The sequence below is a fragment of the Streptomyces sp. NPDC038280 genome, from assembly GCF_055600045.1.
In genome coordinates, this window is the sequence record NZ_JBVJYZ010000005.1 from 141,264 (window position 1) to 160,526 (window position 19,263).

Sequence of the window (19,263 nt, forward strand, 5' to 3'; positions counted from 1 at the left end):
CGGAGAGGGCCCCCGGGAGCATTTGTCCCGGGGGCCCTCTCAGAGCAGGAAGGCTGCGGGTGGATTCTCACCACACGCGCCGTCGCTGACTCGCGCTCAGCGCTCGACCTCGCCCTTGATGAACTTCTCGACGTTCTCGTAGGCCTCGTCGTCGAAGTACTGCACCGGCGGGGACTTCATGAAGTACGAGGAAGCGGAGAGGATCGGGCCGCCGATGCCCCGGTCCTTCGCGATCTTCGCGGCACGCAGGGCGTCGATGATGACACCCGCGGAGTTCGGGGAGTCCCAGACCTCGAGCTTGTACTCCAGGTTGAGCGGGACGTCGCCGAACGCGCGGCCCTCGAGGCGGACGTACGCCCACTTGCGGTCGTCCAGCCAGGCCACGTAGTCCGACGGGCCGATGTGGACGTTCTTGTCGCCCATGTCGCGGTCCGGGATCTGCGAGGTGACGGCCTGCGTCTTGGAGATCTTCTTGGACTCCAGGCGCTCGCGCTCGAGCATGTTCTTGAAGTCCATGTTGCCGCCGACGTTCAGCTGCATGGTCCGCTCCAGGCGGACACCGCGGTCCTCGAAGAGCTTCGCCATGACGCGGTGCGTGATGGTGGCGCCGACCTGGGACTTGATGTCGTCGCCGACGATCGGGACGCCCGCCTCGGTGAACTTGTCCGCCCACTCCTTGGTGCCGGCGATGAAGACCGGGAGAGCGTTGACGAACGCGACCTTGGCGTCGATGGCGCACTGCGCGTAGAACTTCGCAGCGTCCTCGGAACCGACGGGCAGGTAGCAGATCAGAACGTCGACCTGCTTGTCCTTGAGGACCTTGACGATGTCGACCGGGGCCTCGGGGGACTCCTCGATCGTCTGCTGGTAGTACTTGCCCAGGCCGTCGAGGGTGTGGCCGCGCTGAACGGTCACGCCCGAGTTGGGCACGTCGCAGATCTTGATGGTGTTGTTCTCGCTGGCACCGATGGCGTCCGCGAGGTCGAGGCCGACCTTCTTCGCGTCGACATCGAAGGCGGCGACGAACTCGATGTCCCGAACGTGGTACTCGCCGAACTGGACGTGCATCAGACCCGGTACCTTGCTCGCCGGGTCGGCGTCCTTGTAGTACTCGACGCCCTGCACCAGCGAGGCGGCGCAGTTGCCCACGCCTACGATGGCTACGCGAACCGAACCCATTCCGGTTGCTCCCTGTGTGATCTCGTCGAAGCCCTGCACGTCGCAGGGCCTCACTTGGCGGTGTCGTCGGACGGATCCGGCCGGGTACTGCCCCCGTGCCGGGGCAGGCCGCCCGTTTCTCCAGATGTGCTGTCCTGCTGAGCGGCGCTCTCGGGACCGGATCGCTGATCCCGCCCCGCCCGCTCGCTCTCGATGAGCTCGTTCAGCCAGCGCACTTCGCGCTCCACGGACTCCATACCGTGGCGCTGCAGCTCAAGCGTGTAGTCGTCCAGCCGCTCGCGCGTACGGGCCAGGGAAGCGCGCATCTTCTCCAGGCGCTCCTCCAGCCGGCTACGACGGCCTTCCAGCACGCGCATCCGCACCTCGCGCTCCGTCTGCCCGAAGAAGGCGAAACGAGCCGCGAAGTGCTCGTCCTCCCAGGCGTCCGGGCCGGCGTGGGTGAGGAGCTCTTCGAAGTGCTCCTTACCTTCCGCCGTCAACCGGTAGACGATCTTCGCTCGGCGTCCTGCGAGTGAAGCGGCGAGGGCCTCCTCCGGTGCGCTGCCCGGCTCCTCGATCAACCAGCCGTTTGCGACCAGCGTCTTGAGGCAGGGGTACAGAGTCCCGTAACTGAAGGCCCGGAAGATCCCGAGCGAGGTGTTGAGCCGTTTCCGCAGCTCGTACCCGTGCATCGGGGCCTCGCGGAGCAGCCCGAGGACGGCGAACTCAAGGATCCCTGAGCGCCTGCTCATGCCTCGCCTCCTCTGCCGTCCTGGGCTCTTATGTCGTGCTGATGTATCGACTCGATACATCCCGACGATAGAACGACCGTCCTGCTGCGACAAGAGGGGCAGTAGTGACCGGCGTCACATCGTCAATTCGGAGCAATCGACTTGCCTGATTTGGGTTGAACTTCGGCCCTAGGAGGGTTTTGACCGTGCGTAGTCTGTGCGGCATGCAGTCCACCGGGAACCATGCGACGGCAGGGGACGTCAGTGCTCTCGGTGCCATGGCTGCACCGCGGATGAGCCCGTCCCAGGGCTGGTCCGTATGTATTTCGGGGGGACCGGAACTCAGCTGCCGTTTCCAGGCGTACGCGCCTGCCCGAGGAGTAGTCGTTCGATGAGCGAGCACCGTCGCAAACAGCCGCCGCAGCCGCAGGGCGGCGGACGTGCCGCGGCCAGGCGCGCCGCCCAGCAGCCCCAGGGCCGCAGGTCGGCGCAGGCCCGGGGAGCCAGTGCCGGATCCCCCTCCGAGCCGTACGGTGAGGACCGTCCTTACGCAAGTCGTGCCGAGGCGCGGCGTGCCGCCCAGCGCGGCGGGCGCAGGCGTGCGCCCGAAGGGGGCGGTGGTCCCGGCGGACCGGGGGGCGGACGTCGCGGCGGCGGTGGATACGACGGCGGTCCCGGACGGGGCCGCGGTGGCCGGCCTCCGGGCCGCAAGCGGATGATCGACTATCCGCGCTACGACAAGTACGGCTGGCGCCGCTGGGTGCCGTCGTGGAAGCTCACCACGGGCCTGTTCCTCGTCTTCTGCGGCAGCCTCATGGGCGCTGCGACGATCGCGTACGCCATGGTGGGACTCCCCGACGTGGACGACTCCGCCAAGGCGCAGAACAACGTGTACTACTGGGCTGACGGTACGGAGATGGCCGCCACCGGCGGTGAGGTCAACCGGCAGATCATTCCGATCGAGAAGATCCCGCTCGCCATGCAGAACGCGGTGATCTCGGCCGAGAACAAGACGTTCCGCGAGGACTCGGGCATCGACCCGATGGGTATCGGCCGCGCGCTGTTCAACATGGCCCGCGGTCAGGAGACCCAGGGTGGCTCGACGATCACCCAGCAGTACGTGAAGAACAACCGGCTCGCCGACCAGTCGCAGACGCTGACCCGAAAGCTCAAGGAGCTCTTCATCTCCATCAGGGTCGGCACGGAACTGGACAAGCCCGAGATCATGGCGGGCTATCTGAACACCGCCTACTACGGGCGGGGTGCCTACGGCATCCAGGCCGCGGCCCGCACCTACTACGGCAAGGACGCGGAGAAGCTGTCGCCCAGCCAGTGCGCGTTCCTGGCCGCGCTGCTCAAGGGCGCCACGTACTACGACCCGGCCGGCGCGCCGGAGATCGATCCCAAGGCCAACGCGACGGACAACACGGTCCGCGCGACGAAGCGCTGGAAGTGGATCCTCGACGAGATGGTCGCGGACGGGCACCTCCCCGCCGCCGAGCGCGCCCCCATCACCACGTTCCCCATGCCCGACCCGCCGAAGAAGGACGCGAAGCTCGGCGGGCAGGTCGGCTATCTGGTGAGCCTGGCCAAGGCCTACTTCATCAACAACAACGACAGGGGCATCGACGAGAAGGCGCTGGCCCAGGGCGGCTTCGAGATCCACACGACCTTCAACGAAAAAAAGGTCAAAGCCCTCGAGACGGCCGTCAAGAAGGTCTACGACGCCCACATCGACCCCAAGAAGCGCCCGGACGTGGACACCCATGTCCAGTTCGGCGGCGCCTCGGTGGACCCGAGGACGGGCGCGATCGTCGCCATTTACGGCGGCAATGACGCGACCAAGCACTTCACCAACAACGCGGACCAGACCGGTGCCCAGGTGGGGTCGACGTTCAAGCCGTTCGTCCTGGCCGCGGCGATGCGGGACGGTGTGCGCGACCCCGAGGGACCGCGCGAGCAAGGCCTGGACGAGCGGACCATCCTCGACCCGGACAAGAGCCGGTACAGCGGCAAGAACAAGCTCAAGATCAAGAACTACGACGGATCGACCTGGCAGAACGAGAAGGGAGAGGAGTGGCTGCAGACCAACGACGATGACGCGAGCTACAAGGACATGAACCTGCGCGAAGCGATGATCCGCTCCGCCAACTCCCCCTTCGTACAGCTCGGCATGGACGTCGGCATCGACAAGGTGCGTCACGCGGCCATGGACGCCGGGCTGCTCGAGGGCTCGCTGGTCAAGTCCGACGTGCCGTCCTTCTCCATCGGTATCTCCGACCCCAGCGCCATCCGCATGGCCGGCTCCTACGCGACCTTCGCCGCCAACGGGGAGCAGCGCGACCCGTACTCCGTCAAGGAGGTCAAGGAGAACGGGAAGTCGGTCTACAAGCACGAGGACAAGACCGATCAGGCCTTCACGCCCGCCGTCGCGAGCAATGTGACGGACGTGCTGAGGGACGTCGTGGAGAACCCCAAGGGCACTGGCCGCAAGGCCGCCATCCCCGGCCGTGACGTCGCCGGCAAGACGGGTACCACGGACGGCAACAAGTCCGCCTGGTTCGTCGGCTACACCCCGCAGCTGTCGACCGCCATCGACATGTACCGGTTCGACGACGACGCGAAGAGCAAGAACCGCGGGTTCCTGGAGATGTTCGGCACGGGCGACCAGCCCAAGATCCACGGTTCGTCGTTCCCGTCCCAGATCTGGCACGACTACATGACGGACGCGCTCGAGGGCGACAAGGTCATGAGGTTCCCCGAGCCGGAGGACCTGGAGAACGCCAAGGCCATCTTCCGTGGAGTGCCCAGCCCTAAGCCGACGCCGTCCACCACCCCGTCGCAGACGCCCTCGCAGACGCCGTCGACCAAGCCGTCGACGACCCCGTCCACCACGCCCGACCCGGACAACTCCTGTGGCGTGTGGGACTGGGACTGCAACAACAACGGTGGCAATGACAATGGCGGCAACGACACCGGGGGCAATGACACCGGGGGGACCACCGACGGCGGCGCCACCGGAGGTGTGACCACCAGTCCTTCACCGCCCACCGGTGGCAGTACCGGCGGCAACGGCAACGGCGGTAAGACCCAAGGCACCACCACGGGGTGGCTCGGCGGAACCGGCAGCCAATAGCGCTCCCCCGCGTCCCCAGGGCCGCCGCATCCGGTACGTACGCTCCGTGCGTACTCCGGGGCGGCGGCCCTCGCCGTTTCCACAGCGCCGTACGGCAGGATGTCTCCCATGCCGAGCCCACAGAAGACGAGCCCGCCCCAGGACAGGCCGGTCGTGCGTCCCACCCGGCGGGACGACGTAGCCGCCGCGGGCAGCGAACTCATCGGTGGCCCCATCGGCCGCTGGGCGCGGCTGGGCGGCGGCGCGCTCACGCCCGTGCGCGTGATCGCGCTCGTGGCGATCGGGATGTTCGCGCTCGGCATGGTGCAGAAGATCCCCTGCTACGACTGGGCCTGGTTCCGGGGCACCAGCTCGCAGTACACCCACGCCTGCTACTCGGACATTCCGCACCTCTTCATCGGGCGCGGCTTCGCCGACGGGCTGGTCCCCTACTTCGACCGGCTCTCCGGTGACATGGAGTACCTCGAGTACCCCGTCCTCACGGGTCTCTTCATGGAGGTCGCCTCCTGGCTGACCCCCGGTGGCGGCGACCTCCAGCACCGCGAGCAGCTGTACTGGATGGTCAACGCGGGCATGTTGATGATCTGCACGGCCGTCATGGCGGTCTGTGTCGCCCGCACGCACCGGAACCGGCCCTGGGACGCGCTGCTGGTCGCCCTCGCCCCGGCCCTCGCACTCACCGCCACGATCAACTGGGACCTGCTGGCCGTGGGCCTGACGGCCGCCGCCATGCTGATGTGGTCACGCGGCCGGTCGCTTGCCTTCGGCATCCTCATCGGACTCGCCACCGCCGCCAAGCTCTATCCGGTGCTGCTTCTCGGGCCACTGCTGCTGCTGTGCTGGCGGGCCTGGAAGTGGCGGGAGTTCGGGGCCGCGCTGCTGGGCACTGCCGGTGCCTGGCTCGTCGTCAATGTGCCCGTGATGCTGCTCGCGCCCGAGGGCTGGAAGAAGTTCTACACCTTCAGCCAGGAACGCAACGTGGACTTCGGCTCGTTCTGGCTGATCATCACCCAGCGCACCGGGCTGCCCATCGCACCCGAGACCGCGAACACGTACGCGATCGTCCTGATGATCCTCGCCTGCGCGGGGATCGCCGCCCTGGCCCTCACCGCCCCGCGGCGGCCGCGCTTCGCCCAGCTCGCGTTCCTTGTCGTGGCGGCGTTCATCCTCACCAACAAGGTCTATTCGCCGCAGTACGTACTGTGGCTCATCCCGCTCGCGGCCCTCGCCAGGCCGCGCTGGCGGGACTTCCTGATCTGGCAGGCGTGCGAGGTCATGTACTTCCTCGGCATCTGGATGTACCTCGCCTTCACGACCAGCGGGAACAAGCAGGGGCTGCCCACCGACGGCTACCAGTTCGCGATCGTCCTGCACCTGGTCGGCACGTTGTACGTGTGCGCGGTGGTCGTACGCGACATCCTGATGCCCGAACGGGACGGTGTACGCCAGGACGGGTCCGACGACCCGTCCGGAGGCGTCCTGGACGGCGCGGAGGACGTCTTCGTACTGGGACGGGCCGCGCACCCGCCACGGCACGCCGTACACGCTGTGGAAGGGCCCCGTGTGGAGTGGGGCGTCGTACGCGAATAGGGGCTAGCGCTCCACGAGCCGGTCGAACTGCGTCGTGGTGTGCCGCAGATAGGCCACCAACTCGTCCCCGACCTTCGGCTCCTGCGCGTCCGACGGAACGAACAGGATCGACACCTGCATGTGCGGGGGCTCGGCGAACCAGCGCTGCTTGCCCGCCCAGACGAACGGGGAAAGGTTCCTGTTGACCGTCGCGAGTCCGGCGCGGGCCACCCCCTTGGCGCGGGGCATCACCCCGTGCAGGGCCTTCGGAGCCTCCAGCCCGACGCCGTGGGACGTGCCGCCGGCGACGACCACCAGCCAGCCGTCCGAGGCGGTCTTCTGCTGGCGGTAGCCGAAGCGGTCGCCCTTGGCGACCCGGGTCACGTCCAGGACGGCCCCCCGGTACTCCGTCGCCTCGTGGTCGCCAAGCCACAGGCGGGTGCCGATCCGGGCCCGGAAACGGGTCTGCGGGAACTGCTGCTGAAGCCGTGCCTGCTCATCGGCGCGCAGGTGGCTCACGAACATGGTGTGCAGCGGAAGCCGTGCGGCCCGCAGCCGGTCCATCCAGCCGATGACCTCCTCCACCGCGTCGGAACCGTCCGTGCGGTCCAGCGGCAGGTGCAGCGCGAAGCCCTCGAGCCGGACGTCCTCGATGGCCGCCTGGAGCTGCCCCAGCTCCTGCTCGCTGACGCCGTGGCGCTTCATCGAGCTCATGCACTCGATGACGACGCGGGCGCCGACCAGGGCGTGCACACCGTCGACCGATGACACGGAACGGATCACCCGGTCCGGCAGCGGTACCGGCTCCTCGCCCCGCCGGAAGGGCGTCAGGACCAGCAGATCACCGCTGAACCAGTCCTTGATCCGGGCTGCCTCGTAGGTGGTGCCGACGGCGAGCATGTCCGAGCCGAAGCGCGCCGCCTCCTCCGCGAGCCGCTCATGACCGAACCCGTAGCCGTTGCCCTTGCAGACCGGCACCAGGCCCGGGAACTGGTCGATCACGGTCTTCTGGTGCGCCCGCCAGCGAGCGGTGTCGACGTAAAGGGAGAGCGCCATGGCCGGCCCGGAACCTTTCTGGTGGCTGCGGTGTATCAGAGGTATGGACGAAACTTATGCCAGCGTGGAGCCGTCAGCGCCGGGACATGTAGATGTCGAGCGCCTTGTGCAGCAGCTTGTTCAGCGGGAAGTCCCACTCGCCGACGTATTCGACGGCCTCGCCGCCCGTACCGACCTTGAACTGGATCAGACCGAAGAGGTGGTCCGTCTCGTCCAGGGAGTCCGAGATGCCGCGCAGGTCGTAGACCGTCGCGCCCATCGCATAGGCGTCGCGCAGCATCCGCCACTGCATCGCGTTCGAGGGCCGGACCTCACGCCCGATGTTGTCCGACGCGCCGTAGGAGTACCAGACGTGGCCGCCGACGACGAGCATCGTGGCCGCGGACAGGTTCACGCCGTCGTGCCGCGCGAAGTACAGCCGCATGCGGTTGGGGTCTTCGTTGTTCAGGACCGTCCACATGCGCTGGAAGTACGAGAGAGGGCGGGGCCGGAAGTGGTCGCGCACCGCGGTGATCTCGTACAGCCGCTGCCACTCGGCGAGGTCCTCGTAGCCACCCTGTACGACCTCGACACCGGCCTTCTCGGCCTTCTTGATGTTCCGGCGCCACAGCTGGTTGAAGCCCTTGAGGACGTCGTCCAGGGAGCGGTTGGCCAGCGGCACCTGGAAGACGTAGCGGGGCTGGACGTCGCCGAAGCCGGCGCCGCCGTCCTCTCCCTGCTGCCAGCCCATCTTCCGCAGCCGGTCGGCCACTTCGAAGGCGCGCGGCTCGATGTGCGTCGCCTCGACGTCGCGCAGACGCTTCACATCCGGGTCCTGGATACCGGACTTGATCGCCCCGGAGTCCCAGCGCCGGATCACCACCGGCGGACCCATCTTCACGGAGAAGGCGCCCTGCTGCTTGAGGTGGGCGAGCATCGGCTGGAGCCAGTCCTCCAGGTTGGGCGCGTACCAGTTGATGACCGGGCCCTCGGGGAGATAGGCCAGGTAGCGCTTGATCTTCGGCAGCTGGCGGTACAGCACGAGGCCCGCGCCCACCAGTTCACCGCTCTTGTCGAACCAACCCAGGCTCTCCGAACGCCACTCGGTCTTCACATCAGCCCATGCCGGGACCTGGCAATGGCTCGCCGCGGGCAGAGTCTGGATGTACGCCAGATGCTGCTCACGGCTGATGGTCCTCAGGGTCAGGCTCATGCGGGGCGCTCCTCGGCAGGTGTGTCCCCATGGATACAGGGGCTCCGGCTCTCGCGCCGAAGCCTACTGCGAACCGAGGAGCGCCCCGATGGGCCGCGTGCGGGCTCTCGCTTCGGGCCTAGCCCAGAACGCCGCCGAACAGACCGCCGTGTGCCATGCCGAGGAAGAACCCGATGGCAGAGGCGCCCAGTCCGACGATCAGCGCGAACCGCTCTCGCGTGGTCACCGAGATGAACTGCCCGTACGCGCCGGCGATGATGCCGAGGAGTCCCGCCCAGGAGCTGAGCAGGTGGAGGTGGTGGAACATCGCCGAGGTAAAGGCGACGGCGCCCAGCACCAGCGCGACACCGACCAGGGTGTCCTGGAGCGGATGAGGCTTGCCGTCGGTGGCGAGGAGGGAGACGGAGGAGCGAGATCGCATTGCCTGTGCCATGGGGCACCTCCTGGCTTTGCCGGAGGGCGGCGCATCGTAGCGCCACCCGCACCCGATGTGTACAGATTGCGGCCCCTGGCCACCGGATTTCAACCGGAAGCCGGTGGCCAGGTAGTCTGTACGATCTGCACCGGTGTCTGCCCATGCCCAGAACGGAAGCTCTCACTCGCTGAGGGGGACTGTCAGTGGTGGCGGATACCGTTGCTTACGCATCACGACCCTCCTGCCACGGAACGACCGTGGCCGCTGAGTCCAAAGGAGGTGGGTTCCACATGCGTCACTACGAGGTGATGGTCATCCTCGACCCCGATCTCGAGGAGCGCGCTGTCTCCCCGCTGATCGAGAACTTCCTCTCCGTCGTCCGTGAGGGCAACGGAAAGGTTGAGAAGGTCGACACCTGGGGCCGTCGTCGTCTCGCTTACGAGATCAAGAAGAAGCCCGAGGGCATCTACTCGGTCATCGACCTGCAGGCCGAGCCTGCGGTCGTCAAGGAGCTCGACCGCCAGATGAACCTGAACGAGTCGGTCCTCCGGACCAAGGTCCTCCGCCCCGAGACCCACTGAGCGCCTAGCTCAGAGGTCATCGGGTTCGAGTAGCAGCAAGCAGCCAGAAGCAATCCCGCCGAGAGGTTCACCCAATGGCAGGCGAGACCGTCATCACGGTCGTCGGCAATCTTGTCGACGACCCCGAGCTGCGCTTCACCCCGTCCGGTGCGGCGGTCGCGAAGTTCCGTATCGCGTCCACTCCCCGCACCTTCGACCGTCAGACCAATGAGTGGAAGGACGGCGAGAGCCTCTTCCTCACCTGCTCGGTCTGGCGTCAGGCGGCGGAGAACGTCGCCGAGTCGCTTCAGCGAGGCATGCGCGTCGTCGTGCAGGGCCGGCTGAAGCAGCGGTCCTACGAGGACCGCGAGGGCGTCAAGCGCACGGTCTACGAGCTGGACGTCGAGGAAGTCGGCCCCAGCCTCAAGAACGCCACGGCCAAGGTCACCAAGACCACCGGTCGCGGCGGCCAGGGTGGCTACGGCGGCGGTCAGCAGCAGGGCGGCGGCAACTGGGGCGGAAGCCCCAGTGGTGGTCAGCAGGCCGGCGGCGGGGCTCCCGCCGACGACCCGTGGGCGACCAGCGCGCCGGCCGGCGGCGGCCAGCCGCAGAGCGGCGGGGGCAACTGGGGCGGAAGCTCCAGTGGCGGCGGCTACTCGGACGAGCCCCCCTTCTAGGGGAGCTCGTACCCCCACTTCTTGATCACACAGGAGATACACCATGGCGAAGCCGCCTGTGCGCAAGCCGAAGAAGAAGGTCTGCGCATTCTGCAAGGACAAGACCGCGTACGTGGACTACAAGGACACGAACATGCTGCGGAAGTTCATTTCCGACCGCGGCAAGATCCGTGCCCGCCGCGTGACCGGCAACTGCACGCAGCACCAGCGTGACGTCGCCACGGCCGTCAAGAACAGCCGTGAGATGGCGCTGCTGCCCTACACGTCCACCGCGCGATAAGGGAAGGGTGACCGAAAAATGAAGATCATCCTCACCCACGAGGTCTCCGGCCTCGGTGCCGCTGGCGACGTTGTCGACGTCAAGGACGGCTACGCTCGCAACTACCTGGTCCCGCGTGGTTTCGCGATCCGCTGGACCAAGGGTGGCGAGAAGGACGTGGCGCAGATCCGCCGCGCCCGCAAGATCCACGAGATCGCGACCATCGAGCAGGCCAACGAGATCAAGGCCCAGCTCGAGGGCGTGAAGGTGCGTCTGGCCGTTCGCTCCGGCGACGCCGGCCGTCTCTTCGGCTCCGTGACCCCGGCCGACATCGCCACGGCGATCAAGTCCGCGGGCGGCCCCGACGTCGACAAGCGTCGCGTCGAGCTCGGTTCGCCGATCAAGACCCTGGGCTCGCACCAGGTGTCCGTGCGTCTGCACCCCGAGGTTGCCGCGAAGCTCGGCGTCGAGGTCGTCGCCGCGTAACGCTGTCCTCAGCAGAGCAGTAAGAAGGGCCGCACCCATCGGGTGCGGCCCTTCTCGCATGTTCACAGGGTGTCTGTTTCACGTGAAACCGCCTGTTTCACGTGAAACATCGCTCAGCGCGTGGCGCCCGTGATGACCCAGCGGCCCGATCGTGAGCGCAGCCAAAGCGTCAATAGCCGGACGGTCATCATCAGGGTCATGGCCCACCAGAGCGCCGTGAGCCCGCCTCCCATGGTGGGGATGAGCAGCGCCACCGGGGCGAAGACGGCCAGGGTCAGCAGCATGGCCCATGCCAGATAGCGTCCGTCGCCCGCGCCCATCAAGACGCCGTCCAGCACGAACACCACGCCGGCGATCGGCTGGGAGAGGGCGACCACAAGCAGCGCGGGAAGGAGGGTGTCCTGTACCGTCCCGTCGCTGGTGAACAGCGGGATGAAGAGTGGCCGGGCGATGACGATCAGCGCTCCGAGCACCACACCGGAGGCCACACCCCACTGCACCATGCGGTGGCAGACCTGCTTGGCTCCCTCGGCGTCCTCCGCGCCCAGATAGCGGCCGATGATGGCCTGCCCGGCGATGGCGATCGCGTCGAGGGCGAACGCCATCAGACTCCACAGAGACAGGATGATCTGGTGCGCCGCGACTTCGGCATCTCCGAGATGTGCCGCGACCGCAGTGGCGATGATCAGGACCGCGCGGAGCGACAGCGTACGAACCAGAAGCGGGACGCCCGCCTGGGCACTGGCGCGTATGCCGGCCGCGTCGGGGCGCAGGGACGCCTGGTGGCGCCGGGCGCCCCGGATGACGACCACAAGATAGGCGGCGGCCATGCCGCACTGGGCGATCACCGTGCCCCAGGCCGAGCCGGCTATGCCGAGGCCGGCTCCGTAGACCAGCCCGACGTTGAGCGCACCATTGGCCGCGAAGCCTGCGACGGCGACGTACAGCGGTGTACGGGTGTCTTGGAGGCCTCGTAGAACGCCGGTCGCTGCCAGGACGACCAGCATCGCGGGGATGCCGAGACTGGATATCCGCAGATAGGTGACGGCGTACGGAGCGGCGGTGTCGGAGGCACCGAAGAGGCCGATCAGCCAGGGGGCGGCGGGAAGGGTGACGGCGACCACCGCGGCGCCCAGGAGCAGTGCCAGCCAGATGCCGTCCATGCCCTGCCTGATGGCCGCCGCGAGGTCACCGGCTCCCACCCGGCGCGCGACGGCGGCGGTCGTGGCATAGGCGAGAAAGACGAAGACGCTCACCGCGGTGGACAGCAGCGCGGCCGCGATGGCAAGACCGGCAAGCTGGGGCGTGCCGAGATGGCCGACGATGGCGCTGTCGACCATGAGGAAAAGAGGCTCGGCGACGAGCGCGCCGAAGGCCGGCAGGGCGAGCGAGATGATCTCGCGGTCGTGCCGGCGCCGGGCGGCCTTGAGCGTCGGGGGAGCCTGTGTCATGTGCCCAATCTAATCTTCCACAGGTAAGAGACGCAATCGCCCTGCGATCCTTACCTTGGGTGTGTGCGTGGCTTCGGCTGTGCGCCGTTTGTTCTGATCTTGGCCCGGTGAGGAAAGTTTTTCTCCCCCACAGCCGGTGGACGGAAAAACGCCAGGTCAGACGAGGTGGTCCAGGACGGCTATGAGTTTGTCCACATGACTGTCCCCCGGTCCGTGCACAGGTTCCGCGCGGTTCTCCACAGCATCCCGTCCACCATCCACAGGGCCTGTGGATAACCAGATTGGCTGACGGTGCCCGCGGGCCTACCGTGGACCGGCGCCCCACGCCCCAGAAGCGGAGTAGAGCCTCTCGTTTGTCAGAGCCGTGGCGTAAGAAAGAGTCGCACGGTGAGGTCCGCGGAGCGGACGGGAGGAGGTGGCTTGGTGAGCATTCCCGAGCCCTTGGACGACCCCTGGGCCGACAGCGGTCCGGGAGACCGTCTGCCCGCCCGTCAGCGAACCGGCGATGGTCGCGGCCGGGGGCGGGGCCGGGACGACCAGCATGACCGGGGCAGCGAGAGCGGACCGTGGGACAGCGGGTCCGCCGGCTTCGAGCGGGTGCCCCCGCAGGATCTCGACGCCGAGCAGTCCGTGCTCGGCGGCATGCTCCTCTCCAAGGACGCCATCGCGGACGTCGTGGAGATCATCAAGGGCCATGACTTCTACCGTCCGGCGCACGAGACGGTCTTCACCGCGATTCTCGATCTGTACGCCAAGGGCGAGCCGGCCGACCCCATCACGGTGGGCGCGGAGCTGACCAAGCGCGGGGAAATCACCCGGGTCGGCGGCGCTTCCTATCTCCACACGCTCGTCCAGTCGGTGCCGACGGCAGCGAACGCGTCGTACTACGCGGAGATCGTCCACGAGCGGGCGGTGCTCCGGCGCCTGGTGGAAGCCGGCACCAAGATCACACAAATGGGATACGCCGCCGACGGCGACGTCGACGAGATCGTGAACTCGGCGCAGGCGGAGATCTACGCGGTCACCGAGCAGCGCACCAGCGAGGACTATCTGCCGCTCGGCGACATCATGGAGGGCGCGCTCGACGAGATCGAGGCGATCGGCTCCCGCAGCGGTGAGATGACGGGTGTGCCGACCGGATTCACCGACTTCGACTCTCTGACCAACGGTCTGCACCCGGGCCAGATGATCGTGATCGCGGCCCGCCCCGCCATGGGTAAGTCGACGCTGGCGCTCGACTTCGCCCGGGCGTGCTCGATCAAGAACAACCTGCCGAGCGTGATCTTCTCCCTCGAAATGGGCCGCAACGAGATCGCGATGCGCCTGCTGTCGGCGGAGGCCCGCGTGGCGCTCCACCACATGCGCTCGGGGACGATGACGGACGAGGACTGGACGCGGTTGGCGCGTCGGATGCCGGACGTCTCCCAGGCCCCGCTGTACATCGACGACTCGCCCAACCTGTCGATGATGGAGATCCGTGCCAAGTGCCGCCGCCTCAAGCAGCGGAACAATCTGAAGCTGGTGGTCATCGACTATCTCCAGCTGATGCAGTCCGGCGGTTCGAAGCGTGCCGAGAGCCGCCAGCAGGAAGTCTCGGACATGTCGCGAAACCTCAAGCTGCTGGCCAAGGAGCTGGAGCTTCCGGTGATCGCGCTGTCCCAGCTGAACCGTGGACCGGAACAGCGCACGGACAAGAAGCCGATGGTCTCGGACCTGCGTGAGTCCGGCTCCATCGAGCAGGACGCGGACATGGTGATCCTGCTGCACCGTGAGGACGCGTACGAGAAGGAGTCCCCGCGGGCGGGCGAGGCGGACCTGATCGTGGCGAAGCACCGAAATGGCCCCACGGCGACGATCACGGTGGCCTTCCAGGGCCACTACTCCCGTTTCGTGGACATGGCCCAGACATGATCATGAGCGTGTAGGGTCTCAGATTTCGCGGCACAGTCTCATGCCCTGAACTACCTGCGCGCCCGCACGATCACAGCGAATTGGTTCCGAGCGTCTGAGCCACTCACTATCCGGCAGCGCTGGACACGACGCCTAGACACCATCGCCGAGGACCCCTACGGAGACCCCCACCGCCCCACCGAGGATCGCATCGAATTCGCCACCTGCCCCCGAAACCGTTGCCCTGACCGGCCTGTTCGCCTCGTCTCACTGGCGCGAGCGCGACGACCTGCATTCCGAAGTCGCACGCCGCCTGGCGATCGAAGCTCGCGTACTTCCGTCTGGCCTCACCGCGGACTGGCCCGGAGAACCCGCACGACAAGGCAGCGGACAATGATCGGCATGGCAGCCACACCCACCGCCCCCCGCCTGGTCACGGCAGCAGCCCGCGAGGCGCTCCGGCCCCTCGGTCTTCAGCAGCGCGGAAGGTCGCGAACGTGGATCGACGACCACGGATGGTGGCTGGGCATCGTCGAGTTCCAGCCCGGCCGGAACGAAGGCAGCTATCTGAACGTCGGCGTGATGTGGTTGTGGCAGGACAGGGATCATCTGGCATTCGACGTCGGCGGCCGCGAGTCCGGATTCGAGCGGTTCGTGAATCCCACCCAGTTCGCCCTCGACGCGCAAAACCTCGCGCGGCGAGCCGCCGACCTCGCGCGGGAAAACCGGGACAGGTTCATTGATCTGCCGTCCACCGCCGACTTCCTGAACTCGCAGAAACCTCGCCCCGGCTACTTCTGGGACAACTACCACGCCGGGATCGCCGCCGGACTGACCGGTGATACCTCCACCGCTCGGCGACGCCTGGACCAGGTCCTGGGCGAGGACGCCTTCGCGCCTTGGATGGTCCAAGCTCAGGAGTCCGCGCGGCAGCTGCACGCCCTGGCAGAGGACCCCGAAGCCTTCCGGGACTGGGCGACGAAAGCCGCCACCTCCTGCAGACAGCAGCTGAAGCTCCAAACGTGGGAGGAGACAGCCGCCAGCGACACCTACTGGAGCTGAACCACGCCCCGAAACTGCCATGCTCGGTGAGAGTCACACCGATGGCGTCTCAGCCGAACTGGCACACCACAGTTCAGGGCCCACACACCCGCCATGATCCATGAGACATCCGATCCCTTCGGATCCGGTCCCCGACCTCATGGCTTCCCGGCCTCGACCCGAGTCTCACCCAGACCTGACACCTCGCAGGTCAGGGAGTACCCAGATGACGTGCTCGATGAGACGGGGCAGAGGCGTTCACCCTTTAGGGCGCGGAACTGGCCGGAGAAGCGCGAGGGCGACATCAGCGCGGCGCGGGCCACGCGGGCACGTCGAGCGGCTTCGCGTACTCGGGTCCATGAGGTCGCGCGCCGGCGCAACCGGGCCAGCTCCTCCGGTGTCACGGGCCGGGCATATGGCCCCCGCTCAGCGCCTCGTCTCGTACCTGGTCAGGATCACTCCGCAGGGAAGCGTCCGCGTCTCCACCAGGTTCAGGTTCACCCAGCTGTCCAGCGCGGTGAAGAACGGCGTGCCGCCGCCCACCAGGACCGGCGCGGTGGCCAGCACGTACTCGTCAATCAGCCCGGCCCGCATGGCCGCCCCGGCGAGCGTCGCGCCGCCGATGTCCATCGGGCCGCCGTCCTCGGCCTTGAGCCGGGTGATCTCGGCGACCGCGTCGCCGGTGACCAGGCGGGTGTTCCAGTCGACCTTGTCGATCGTCGAGGAGAACACCACCTTCGACATGTCCCGCCAGCGGCGCGCGAACTCGATCTCCGCAGGGGTGGCGTTGGGCTGCTGGTCGCCGGTCGGCCAGTAGGAGCTCATCGTCTGCCACAGCTTGCGCCCGTACAGCGACAGGTCGGTCGCCTCCAACTGGTCGGACCAAAACTGGAACAGCTCGTCGCTCGGCACGCTCCAGCCGATGTCGTCGCCGGGCGCGGCGATGTAGCCGTCCAGGGTCAGGTTCATGCCGTAGATCAGTTTCCTCATGGCGCCAGCCTTCCGTGAGTCGGTCTCACGCGTACAGACCGGCGCGGCGCGGGAAACTCATCGGTGCGCGAACGGCGAACGTACTCGCTCGCCCCTGGTGGATCGCGGGTGTCGCGCGAAAAGCGGTCGACGGAAGAGGGGCGTGCCGATAGATCTGGTCCATGACTTCACCCTTCGAAGCACTTCTGCCCAGCACGGAACGGGCCCTTCTGCACCGTGTCGCCACCGCCCAGAGCGATGGTCGAGCTCCCTCGGTCGTCGGTGCGGTGGCCAGGGACGGACGGACCGTCTGGTCAGGATCGCGCAGTTGTGTGGACGGTCATGCGCCGGACGCCGACACGCAGTACCGGATCGGATCCATCACCAAGACGTTCACCGCCGTTCTGGTGCTGCGGCTGCGTGACGAGGGGCTGCTGGATCTCGGTGATCCGCTGGAGAAGCATCTGCCGGGGACTGGCGTCGGCGAGGTGACCATCGCTCAACTCCTGGGACACAGTGCGGGGTTGGCTGCCGAGACCCCTGCTCCTTGGTGGGAGCGGACCCCCGGTACGCTGCGACCCGAACTTGCCGATGTGCTCGGGGAGCGGCCCCTGATCCATGCCGTGGGGCGCCGCCACCACTACTCCAATCCCGGCTACACGCTGCTCGGTTCGCTCGTCGAAGCAGTCCGAGGAAGGTCCTGGGAGGAGGCGTTGCGCGCCGAGATCCTGGAGCCGCTCGGTCTGAGCCGGACGAGTACGCAGCCGGTGGCCCCTCATGCCGGTGGCTGGGCCGTACATCCGTGGGCCGATGTGATGCTCCCGGAGCCGACCGAGGACCTTGGACGGATGGCCCCGGCCGGCCAGTTGTGGTCGACGGCCGAGGACCTCTGCCGATTCGCGCTGTTTCTCGCGGGGGGAGACGATCGCGTTCTGAGTGCTCAGTCCGTTCGGGAGATGCGGACTCCGTCGACGCCGTCCGAGGCGGGGGACTGGGACGCCGCCTACGGCTTCGGCCTGCAGATCGTCCGGGTGAAGGGTCGCACGCTGATCGGGCACACCGGTTCGCTGCCGGGCTTCGTGGCGGGCCTCTGGGTGAGCGTGGAGGACGGCGTGGCGGCAGTCGCGCTGGCCAATGCGACCTCAGGGCCTCTGACCGGGACCATCGCCGCCGATCTCGTACGGATCGTGGCGGATGCGGAGCCCCGTTTCCCGGAGCCGTGGCGCCCGCTTCCGACCGTGGACACGGACCTGCTGGAGCTCACCGGGCCCTGGTACTGGGGGACGTACGCCTATGGGCTGCGGCTCACCGGCGAGGGGGGCGTGGCGCTGGAGCCACTGCGGGGCAACGGTCGGCGTGCGCGTTTCCGGGCGCGACCGGATGGCACCTGGGTAGGGCTGGACGGCTACTACGCGGGCGAGACGCTCTCGGTGGTGCGGCGAGAGGACGGATCAGTGAGTCACCTCGACCTGGCGTCGTTCGTCTTCACGCGTGAGCCGTACGAGCAGGGGGGTGCCGCGCCCGGCGGAGTGGACGAGGGCGGTTGGCGCGGCCTCTAGGCGCCTGGAGGCTGTGTTTCACGTGAAACCGGCCGCCGAGGGCACTCCTCGGCGCCCGGGGCACTCATCGAGCGCTCAGTCGCAAGGGAGCCGCGCAGGATCAGCAGGATCAGAGAGCGAGCTTGAAACCCACATGCGACGCCACGAAACCGAGCCGCTCGTAGAAGCGGCGGGCGTCGGTGCGAGTGGCGTCGGACGTCAGCTGAACGAGCCGGCAATTCTGCCGCCGGGACTCGGCGACAGCCCACTCGATCAGCTCGGTTCCCAGGCCCCCGCCGCGCTCGTCGGCATGGATGCGAACGCCTTCGATGAGCCCCCGGGTGGAACCGCGGTGGGACAGCCCCGGAATGATCGTCAATTGCAGCGTGCCGACGACCCGCTCTTGCCGCACGGCGACGACCAGATGCTGGTTCGGGTCCTGCTCCAGTCGCTCGAAGGCGCTGGTGTACGGGGAGAGGTCGTCCGGCGACTCGCGCTTGGCGCCCAGGGGATCGTTGGCCAGCATGGCCACGATCGCCGGGACGTCGCTGGAGGCTGCGGGCCTGATGTCAAGATCGCTCATGCTCCGCAGGCTACGCCGCAGCGCTACGCCGGGACATGGAGCTCCTCGACGACCTTGACCAGGGGAGCCAGCTCAGGGTTTTGCGCGGCAGTGTCCAGGGCCTCTCGAAGAGCGGCGTCATTGGTGGGCCGGGCCTGTGCGAGCAGCGCCAGGCCGGCCTCTGTGACGTCGGTGTAGATGCCGCGCCGGTCGGTGTCGCAGAGGTAGCGGGTAAGCAGACCCCGGTCTTCGAGGCGGGTGACCAGGCGCGTCGTGGCGCTCTGGCTGAGGACGACGGCGTCGGCCACCTGCTTCATCTGGAGGTGCCCACCCGGACCGCTGTGCTGGCGGCTGAGGACATCCAGAAGCGAGTACTCACGCATGCTCAGGCCGTGCTCGGCCTCCAGCGCCCGCTCGATGTGAGCCTCGATCTTCCCGTGGAGAAGAGAGAGCGCGCACCACCCCTGCGAGAGGGCGGTGAGTGCCGGGTCGGTCGCTGTCATGGTCTCTCCTCTGTCCCGGAGCGGCTTGTCACCCAGGATAGACGACGAGCGCAATAGCCCGCGTTTGCAA

Annotated in this window: 18 protein-coding genes; 9 read left to right on the forward strand and 9 right to left on the reverse strand. The window is 67.6% G+C overall.

Going from position 1 to position 19,263, the window contains the following annotated elements; genetic code table 11:
• Nucleotides 1–96: 96 nt before the first annotated feature.
• Together ACZ7J0_RS13740 and ACZ7J0_RS13745 are read right to left on the reverse strand one after the other, a co-directional pair.
• On the reverse strand, nt 97–1,179 hold the full coding sequence (locus tag ACZ7J0_RS13740; RefSeq protein WP_470886996.1) for an inositol-3-phosphate synthase: 1,083 nt from the start codon (nt 1,177–1,179) through the stop codon (nt 97–99).
• Between the two features lie 50 nt (nt 1,180–1,229).
• Nucleotides 1,230–1,910: a PadR family transcriptional regulator gene (locus ACZ7J0_RS13745; protein WP_468708930.1), complete on the reverse strand. Its 681-nt coding sequence runs from the start codon at nt 1,908–1,910 to the stop codon at nt 1,230–1,232.
• 370 nt (nt 1,911–2,280) lie between these two features.
• Here ACZ7J0_RS13745 and ACZ7J0_RS13750 point away from each other — a divergent pair, with 370 nt between their 5' ends.
• Nucleotides 2,281–5,025, forward strand: coding sequence for a transglycosylase domain-containing protein (locus ACZ7J0_RS13750; protein ID WP_470886998.1), 2,745 nt, complete (start codon nt 2,281–2,283; stop codon nt 5,023–5,025).
• 108 nt (nt 5,026–5,133) lie between these two features.
• The gene (locus tag ACZ7J0_RS13755; protein ID WP_470887000.1) at nt 5,134–6,615 is read left to right on the forward strand and encodes a glycosyltransferase family 87 protein; all 1,482 of its coding nucleotides are present in this window, start codon (nt 5,134–5,136) and stop codon (nt 6,613–6,615) included.
• 3 nt (nt 6,616–6,618) lie between these two features.
• Here ACZ7J0_RS13755 and ACZ7J0_RS13760 read toward each other — a convergent pair whose 3' ends face one another.
• The 3 genes from ACZ7J0_RS13760 to ACZ7J0_RS13770 form a co-directional block, all read right to left on the reverse strand.
• Nucleotides 6,619–7,650, reverse strand: a complete 1,032-nt coding sequence (locus ACZ7J0_RS13760) for an alanine racemase (RefSeq protein WP_468708926.1) — start codon at nt 7,648–7,650, stop codon at nt 6,619–6,621.
• A gap of 73 nt (nt 7,651–7,723) precedes the next feature.
• On the reverse strand, nt 7,724–8,842 hold the full coding sequence (locus ACZ7J0_RS13765) for a lipid II:glycine glycyltransferase FemX (RefSeq protein WP_468708924.1): 1,119 nt from the start codon (nt 8,840–8,842) through the stop codon (nt 7,724–7,726).
• A 118-nt stretch (nt 8,843–8,960) separates the two neighbouring features.
• Nucleotides 8,961–9,275 carry a hypothetical protein gene (locus ACZ7J0_RS13770; RefSeq protein ID WP_468708923.1) on the reverse strand — a complete coding sequence of 105 codons (315 nt, stop codon included), beginning with the start codon at nt 9,273–9,275 and terminating at the stop codon, nt 8,961–8,963.
• A gap of 272 nt (nt 9,276–9,547) precedes the next feature.
• Here ACZ7J0_RS13770 and rpsF point away from each other — a divergent pair, with 272 nt between their 5' ends.
• The 4 genes from rpsF (at nt 9,548) to rplI (ending at nt 11,239) form a co-directional block, all read left to right on the forward strand.
• The gene (gene rpsF / locus ACZ7J0_RS13775; protein ID WP_004950685.1) at nt 9,548–9,838 is read left to right on the forward strand and encodes a 30S ribosomal protein S6; all 291 of its coding nucleotides are present in this window, start codon (nt 9,548–9,550) and stop codon (nt 9,836–9,838) included.
• 74 nt (nt 9,839–9,912) lie between these two features.
• Nucleotides 9,913–10,494: a single-stranded DNA-binding protein gene (locus ACZ7J0_RS13780; RefSeq protein ID WP_469120376.1), complete on the forward strand. Its 582-nt coding sequence runs from the start codon at nt 9,913–9,915 to the stop codon at nt 10,492–10,494.
• A 43-nt stretch (nt 10,495–10,537) separates the two neighbouring features.
• Complete coding sequence (rpsR, locus tag ACZ7J0_RS13785) at nt 10,538–10,774, forward strand: 30S ribosomal protein S18 (protein WP_005315025.1); 237 nt, start codon at nt 10,538–10,540, stop codon at nt 10,772–10,774.
• An 18-nt stretch (nt 10,775–10,792) separates the two neighbouring features.
• A complete protein-coding gene (rplI, locus tag ACZ7J0_RS13790) occupies nt 10,793–11,239 on the forward strand; it encodes a 50S ribosomal protein L9 (RefSeq protein ID WP_315894947.1) in 447 nt (148 codons plus the stop codon).
• 113 nt (nt 11,240–11,352) lie between these two features.
• On the opposite strand, the gene ACZ7J0_RS13795 is transcribed toward rplI, so the two are convergent.
• Nucleotides 11,353–12,690, reverse strand: a complete 1,338-nt coding sequence (locus tag ACZ7J0_RS13795; RefSeq protein ID WP_470887004.1) for an MATE family efflux transporter — start codon at nt 12,688–12,690, stop codon at nt 11,353–11,355.
• 423 nt (nt 12,691–13,113) lie between these two features.
• On the opposite strand from ACZ7J0_RS13795, the gene dnaB reads away from it, so the two are divergent.
• Both dnaB and ACZ7J0_RS13805 read left to right on the forward strand, forming a co-directional pair.
• Entirely contained in the window at nt 13,114–14,601 is a 1,488-nt protein-coding gene (gene dnaB, locus ACZ7J0_RS13800; RefSeq protein WP_470887006.1) for a replicative DNA helicase, read from the forward strand.
• A 381-nt stretch (nt 14,602–14,982) separates the two neighbouring features.
• Nucleotides 14,983–15,642, forward strand: a complete 660-nt coding sequence (locus ACZ7J0_RS13805; RefSeq protein WP_470887008.1) for a hypothetical protein — start codon at nt 14,983–14,985, stop codon at nt 15,640–15,642.
• 405 nt (nt 15,643–16,047) lie between these two features.
• On the opposite strand, the gene ACZ7J0_RS13810 is transcribed toward ACZ7J0_RS13805, so the two are convergent.
• On the reverse strand, nt 16,048–16,611 hold the full coding sequence (locus ACZ7J0_RS13810; RefSeq protein WP_470887010.1) for a dihydrofolate reductase family protein: 564 nt from the start codon (nt 16,609–16,611) through the stop codon (nt 16,048–16,050).
• Between the two features lie 161 nt (nt 16,612–16,772).
• On the opposite strand from ACZ7J0_RS13810, the gene ACZ7J0_RS13815 reads away from it, so the two are divergent.
• Entirely contained in the window at nt 16,773–18,149 is a 1,377-nt protein-coding gene (locus tag ACZ7J0_RS13815) for a serine hydrolase domain-containing protein (protein WP_470887011.1), read from the forward strand.
• Nucleotides 18,150–18,258: 109 nt separating this feature from the next.
• On the opposite strand, the gene ACZ7J0_RS13820 is transcribed toward ACZ7J0_RS13815, so the two are convergent.
• Both ACZ7J0_RS13820 and ACZ7J0_RS13825 read right to left on the reverse strand, forming a co-directional pair.
• Complete coding sequence (locus ACZ7J0_RS13820) at nt 18,259–18,711, reverse strand: GNAT family N-acetyltransferase (protein WP_470887013.1); 453 nt, start codon at nt 18,709–18,711, stop codon at nt 18,259–18,261.
• 23 nt (nt 18,712–18,734) lie between these two features.
• A complete protein-coding gene (locus ACZ7J0_RS13825) occupies nt 18,735–19,193 on the reverse strand; it encodes a MarR family winged helix-turn-helix transcriptional regulator (RefSeq protein WP_470887015.1) in 459 nt (152 codons plus the stop codon).
• Nucleotides 19,194–19,263: the final 70 nt, after the last annotated feature.

What these genes read in the sequence shown, in the direction of transcription:
- rpsF (WP_004950685.1), top strand. Translation starts at nt 9,548, where the DNA reads ATGCGTCACTACGAGGTGATGGTCATCCTCGACCCCGATCTCGAGGAG.
- ACZ7J0_RS13825 (WP_470887015.1), bottom strand. Translation starts at nt 19,193, where the DNA reads ATGACAGCGACCGACCCGGCACTCACCGCCCTCTCGCAGGGGTGGTGC.
- ACZ7J0_RS13805 (WP_470887008.1), top strand. Translation starts at nt 14,983, where the DNA reads ATGGCAGCCACACCCACCGCCCCCCGCCTGGTCACGGCAGCAGCCCGC.
- ACZ7J0_RS13810 (WP_470887010.1), bottom strand. Translation starts at nt 16,611, where the DNA reads ATGAGGAAACTGATCTACGGCATGAACCTGACCCTGGACGGCTACATC.
- rplI (WP_315894947.1), top strand. Translation starts at nt 10,793, where the DNA reads ATGAAGATCATCCTCACCCACGAGGTCTCCGGCCTCGGTGCCGCTGGC.
- ACZ7J0_RS13765 (WP_468708924.1), bottom strand. Translation starts at nt 8,842, where the DNA reads ATGAGCCTGACCCTGAGGACCATCAGCCGTGAGCAGCATCTGGCGTAC.
- ACZ7J0_RS13780 (WP_469120376.1), top strand. Translation starts at nt 9,913, where the DNA reads ATGGCAGGCGAGACCGTCATCACGGTCGTCGGCAATCTTGTCGACGAC.
- ACZ7J0_RS13820 (WP_470887013.1), bottom strand. Translation starts at nt 18,711, where the DNA reads ATGAGCGATCTTGACATCAGGCCCGCAGCCTCCAGCGACGTCCCGGCG.
- ACZ7J0_RS13795 (WP_470887004.1), bottom strand. Translation starts at nt 12,690, where the DNA reads ATGACACAGGCTCCCCCGACGCTCAAGGCCGCCCGGCGCCGGCACGAC.
- ACZ7J0_RS13770 (WP_468708923.1), bottom strand. Translation starts at nt 9,275, where the DNA reads ATGGCACAGGCAATGCGATCTCGCTCCTCCGTCTCCCTCCTCGCCACC.
- ACZ7J0_RS13740 (WP_470886996.1), bottom strand. Translation starts at nt 1,179, where the DNA reads ATGGGTTCGGTTCGCGTAGCCATCGTAGGCGTGGGCAACTGCGCCGCC.
- ACZ7J0_RS13745 (WP_468708930.1), bottom strand. Translation starts at nt 1,910, where the DNA reads ATGAGCAGGCGCTCAGGGATCCTTGAGTTCGCCGTCCTCGGGCTGCTC.
- rpsR (WP_005315025.1), top strand. Translation starts at nt 10,538, where the DNA reads ATGGCGAAGCCGCCTGTGCGCAAGCCGAAGAAGAAGGTCTGCGCATTC.
- ACZ7J0_RS13750 (WP_470886998.1), top strand. Translation starts at nt 2,281, where the DNA reads ATGAGCGAGCACCGTCGCAAACAGCCGCCGCAGCCGCAGGGCGGCGGA.
- ACZ7J0_RS13815 (WP_470887011.1), top strand. Translation starts at nt 16,773, where the DNA reads ATGACTTCACCCTTCGAAGCACTTCTGCCCAGCACGGAACGGGCCCTT.
- ACZ7J0_RS13755 (WP_470887000.1), top strand. Translation starts at nt 5,134, where the DNA reads ATGCCGAGCCCACAGAAGACGAGCCCGCCCCAGGACAGGCCGGTCGTG.
- ACZ7J0_RS13760 (WP_468708926.1), bottom strand. Translation starts at nt 7,650, where the DNA reads ATGGCGCTCTCCCTTTACGTCGACACCGCTCGCTGGCGGGCGCACCAG.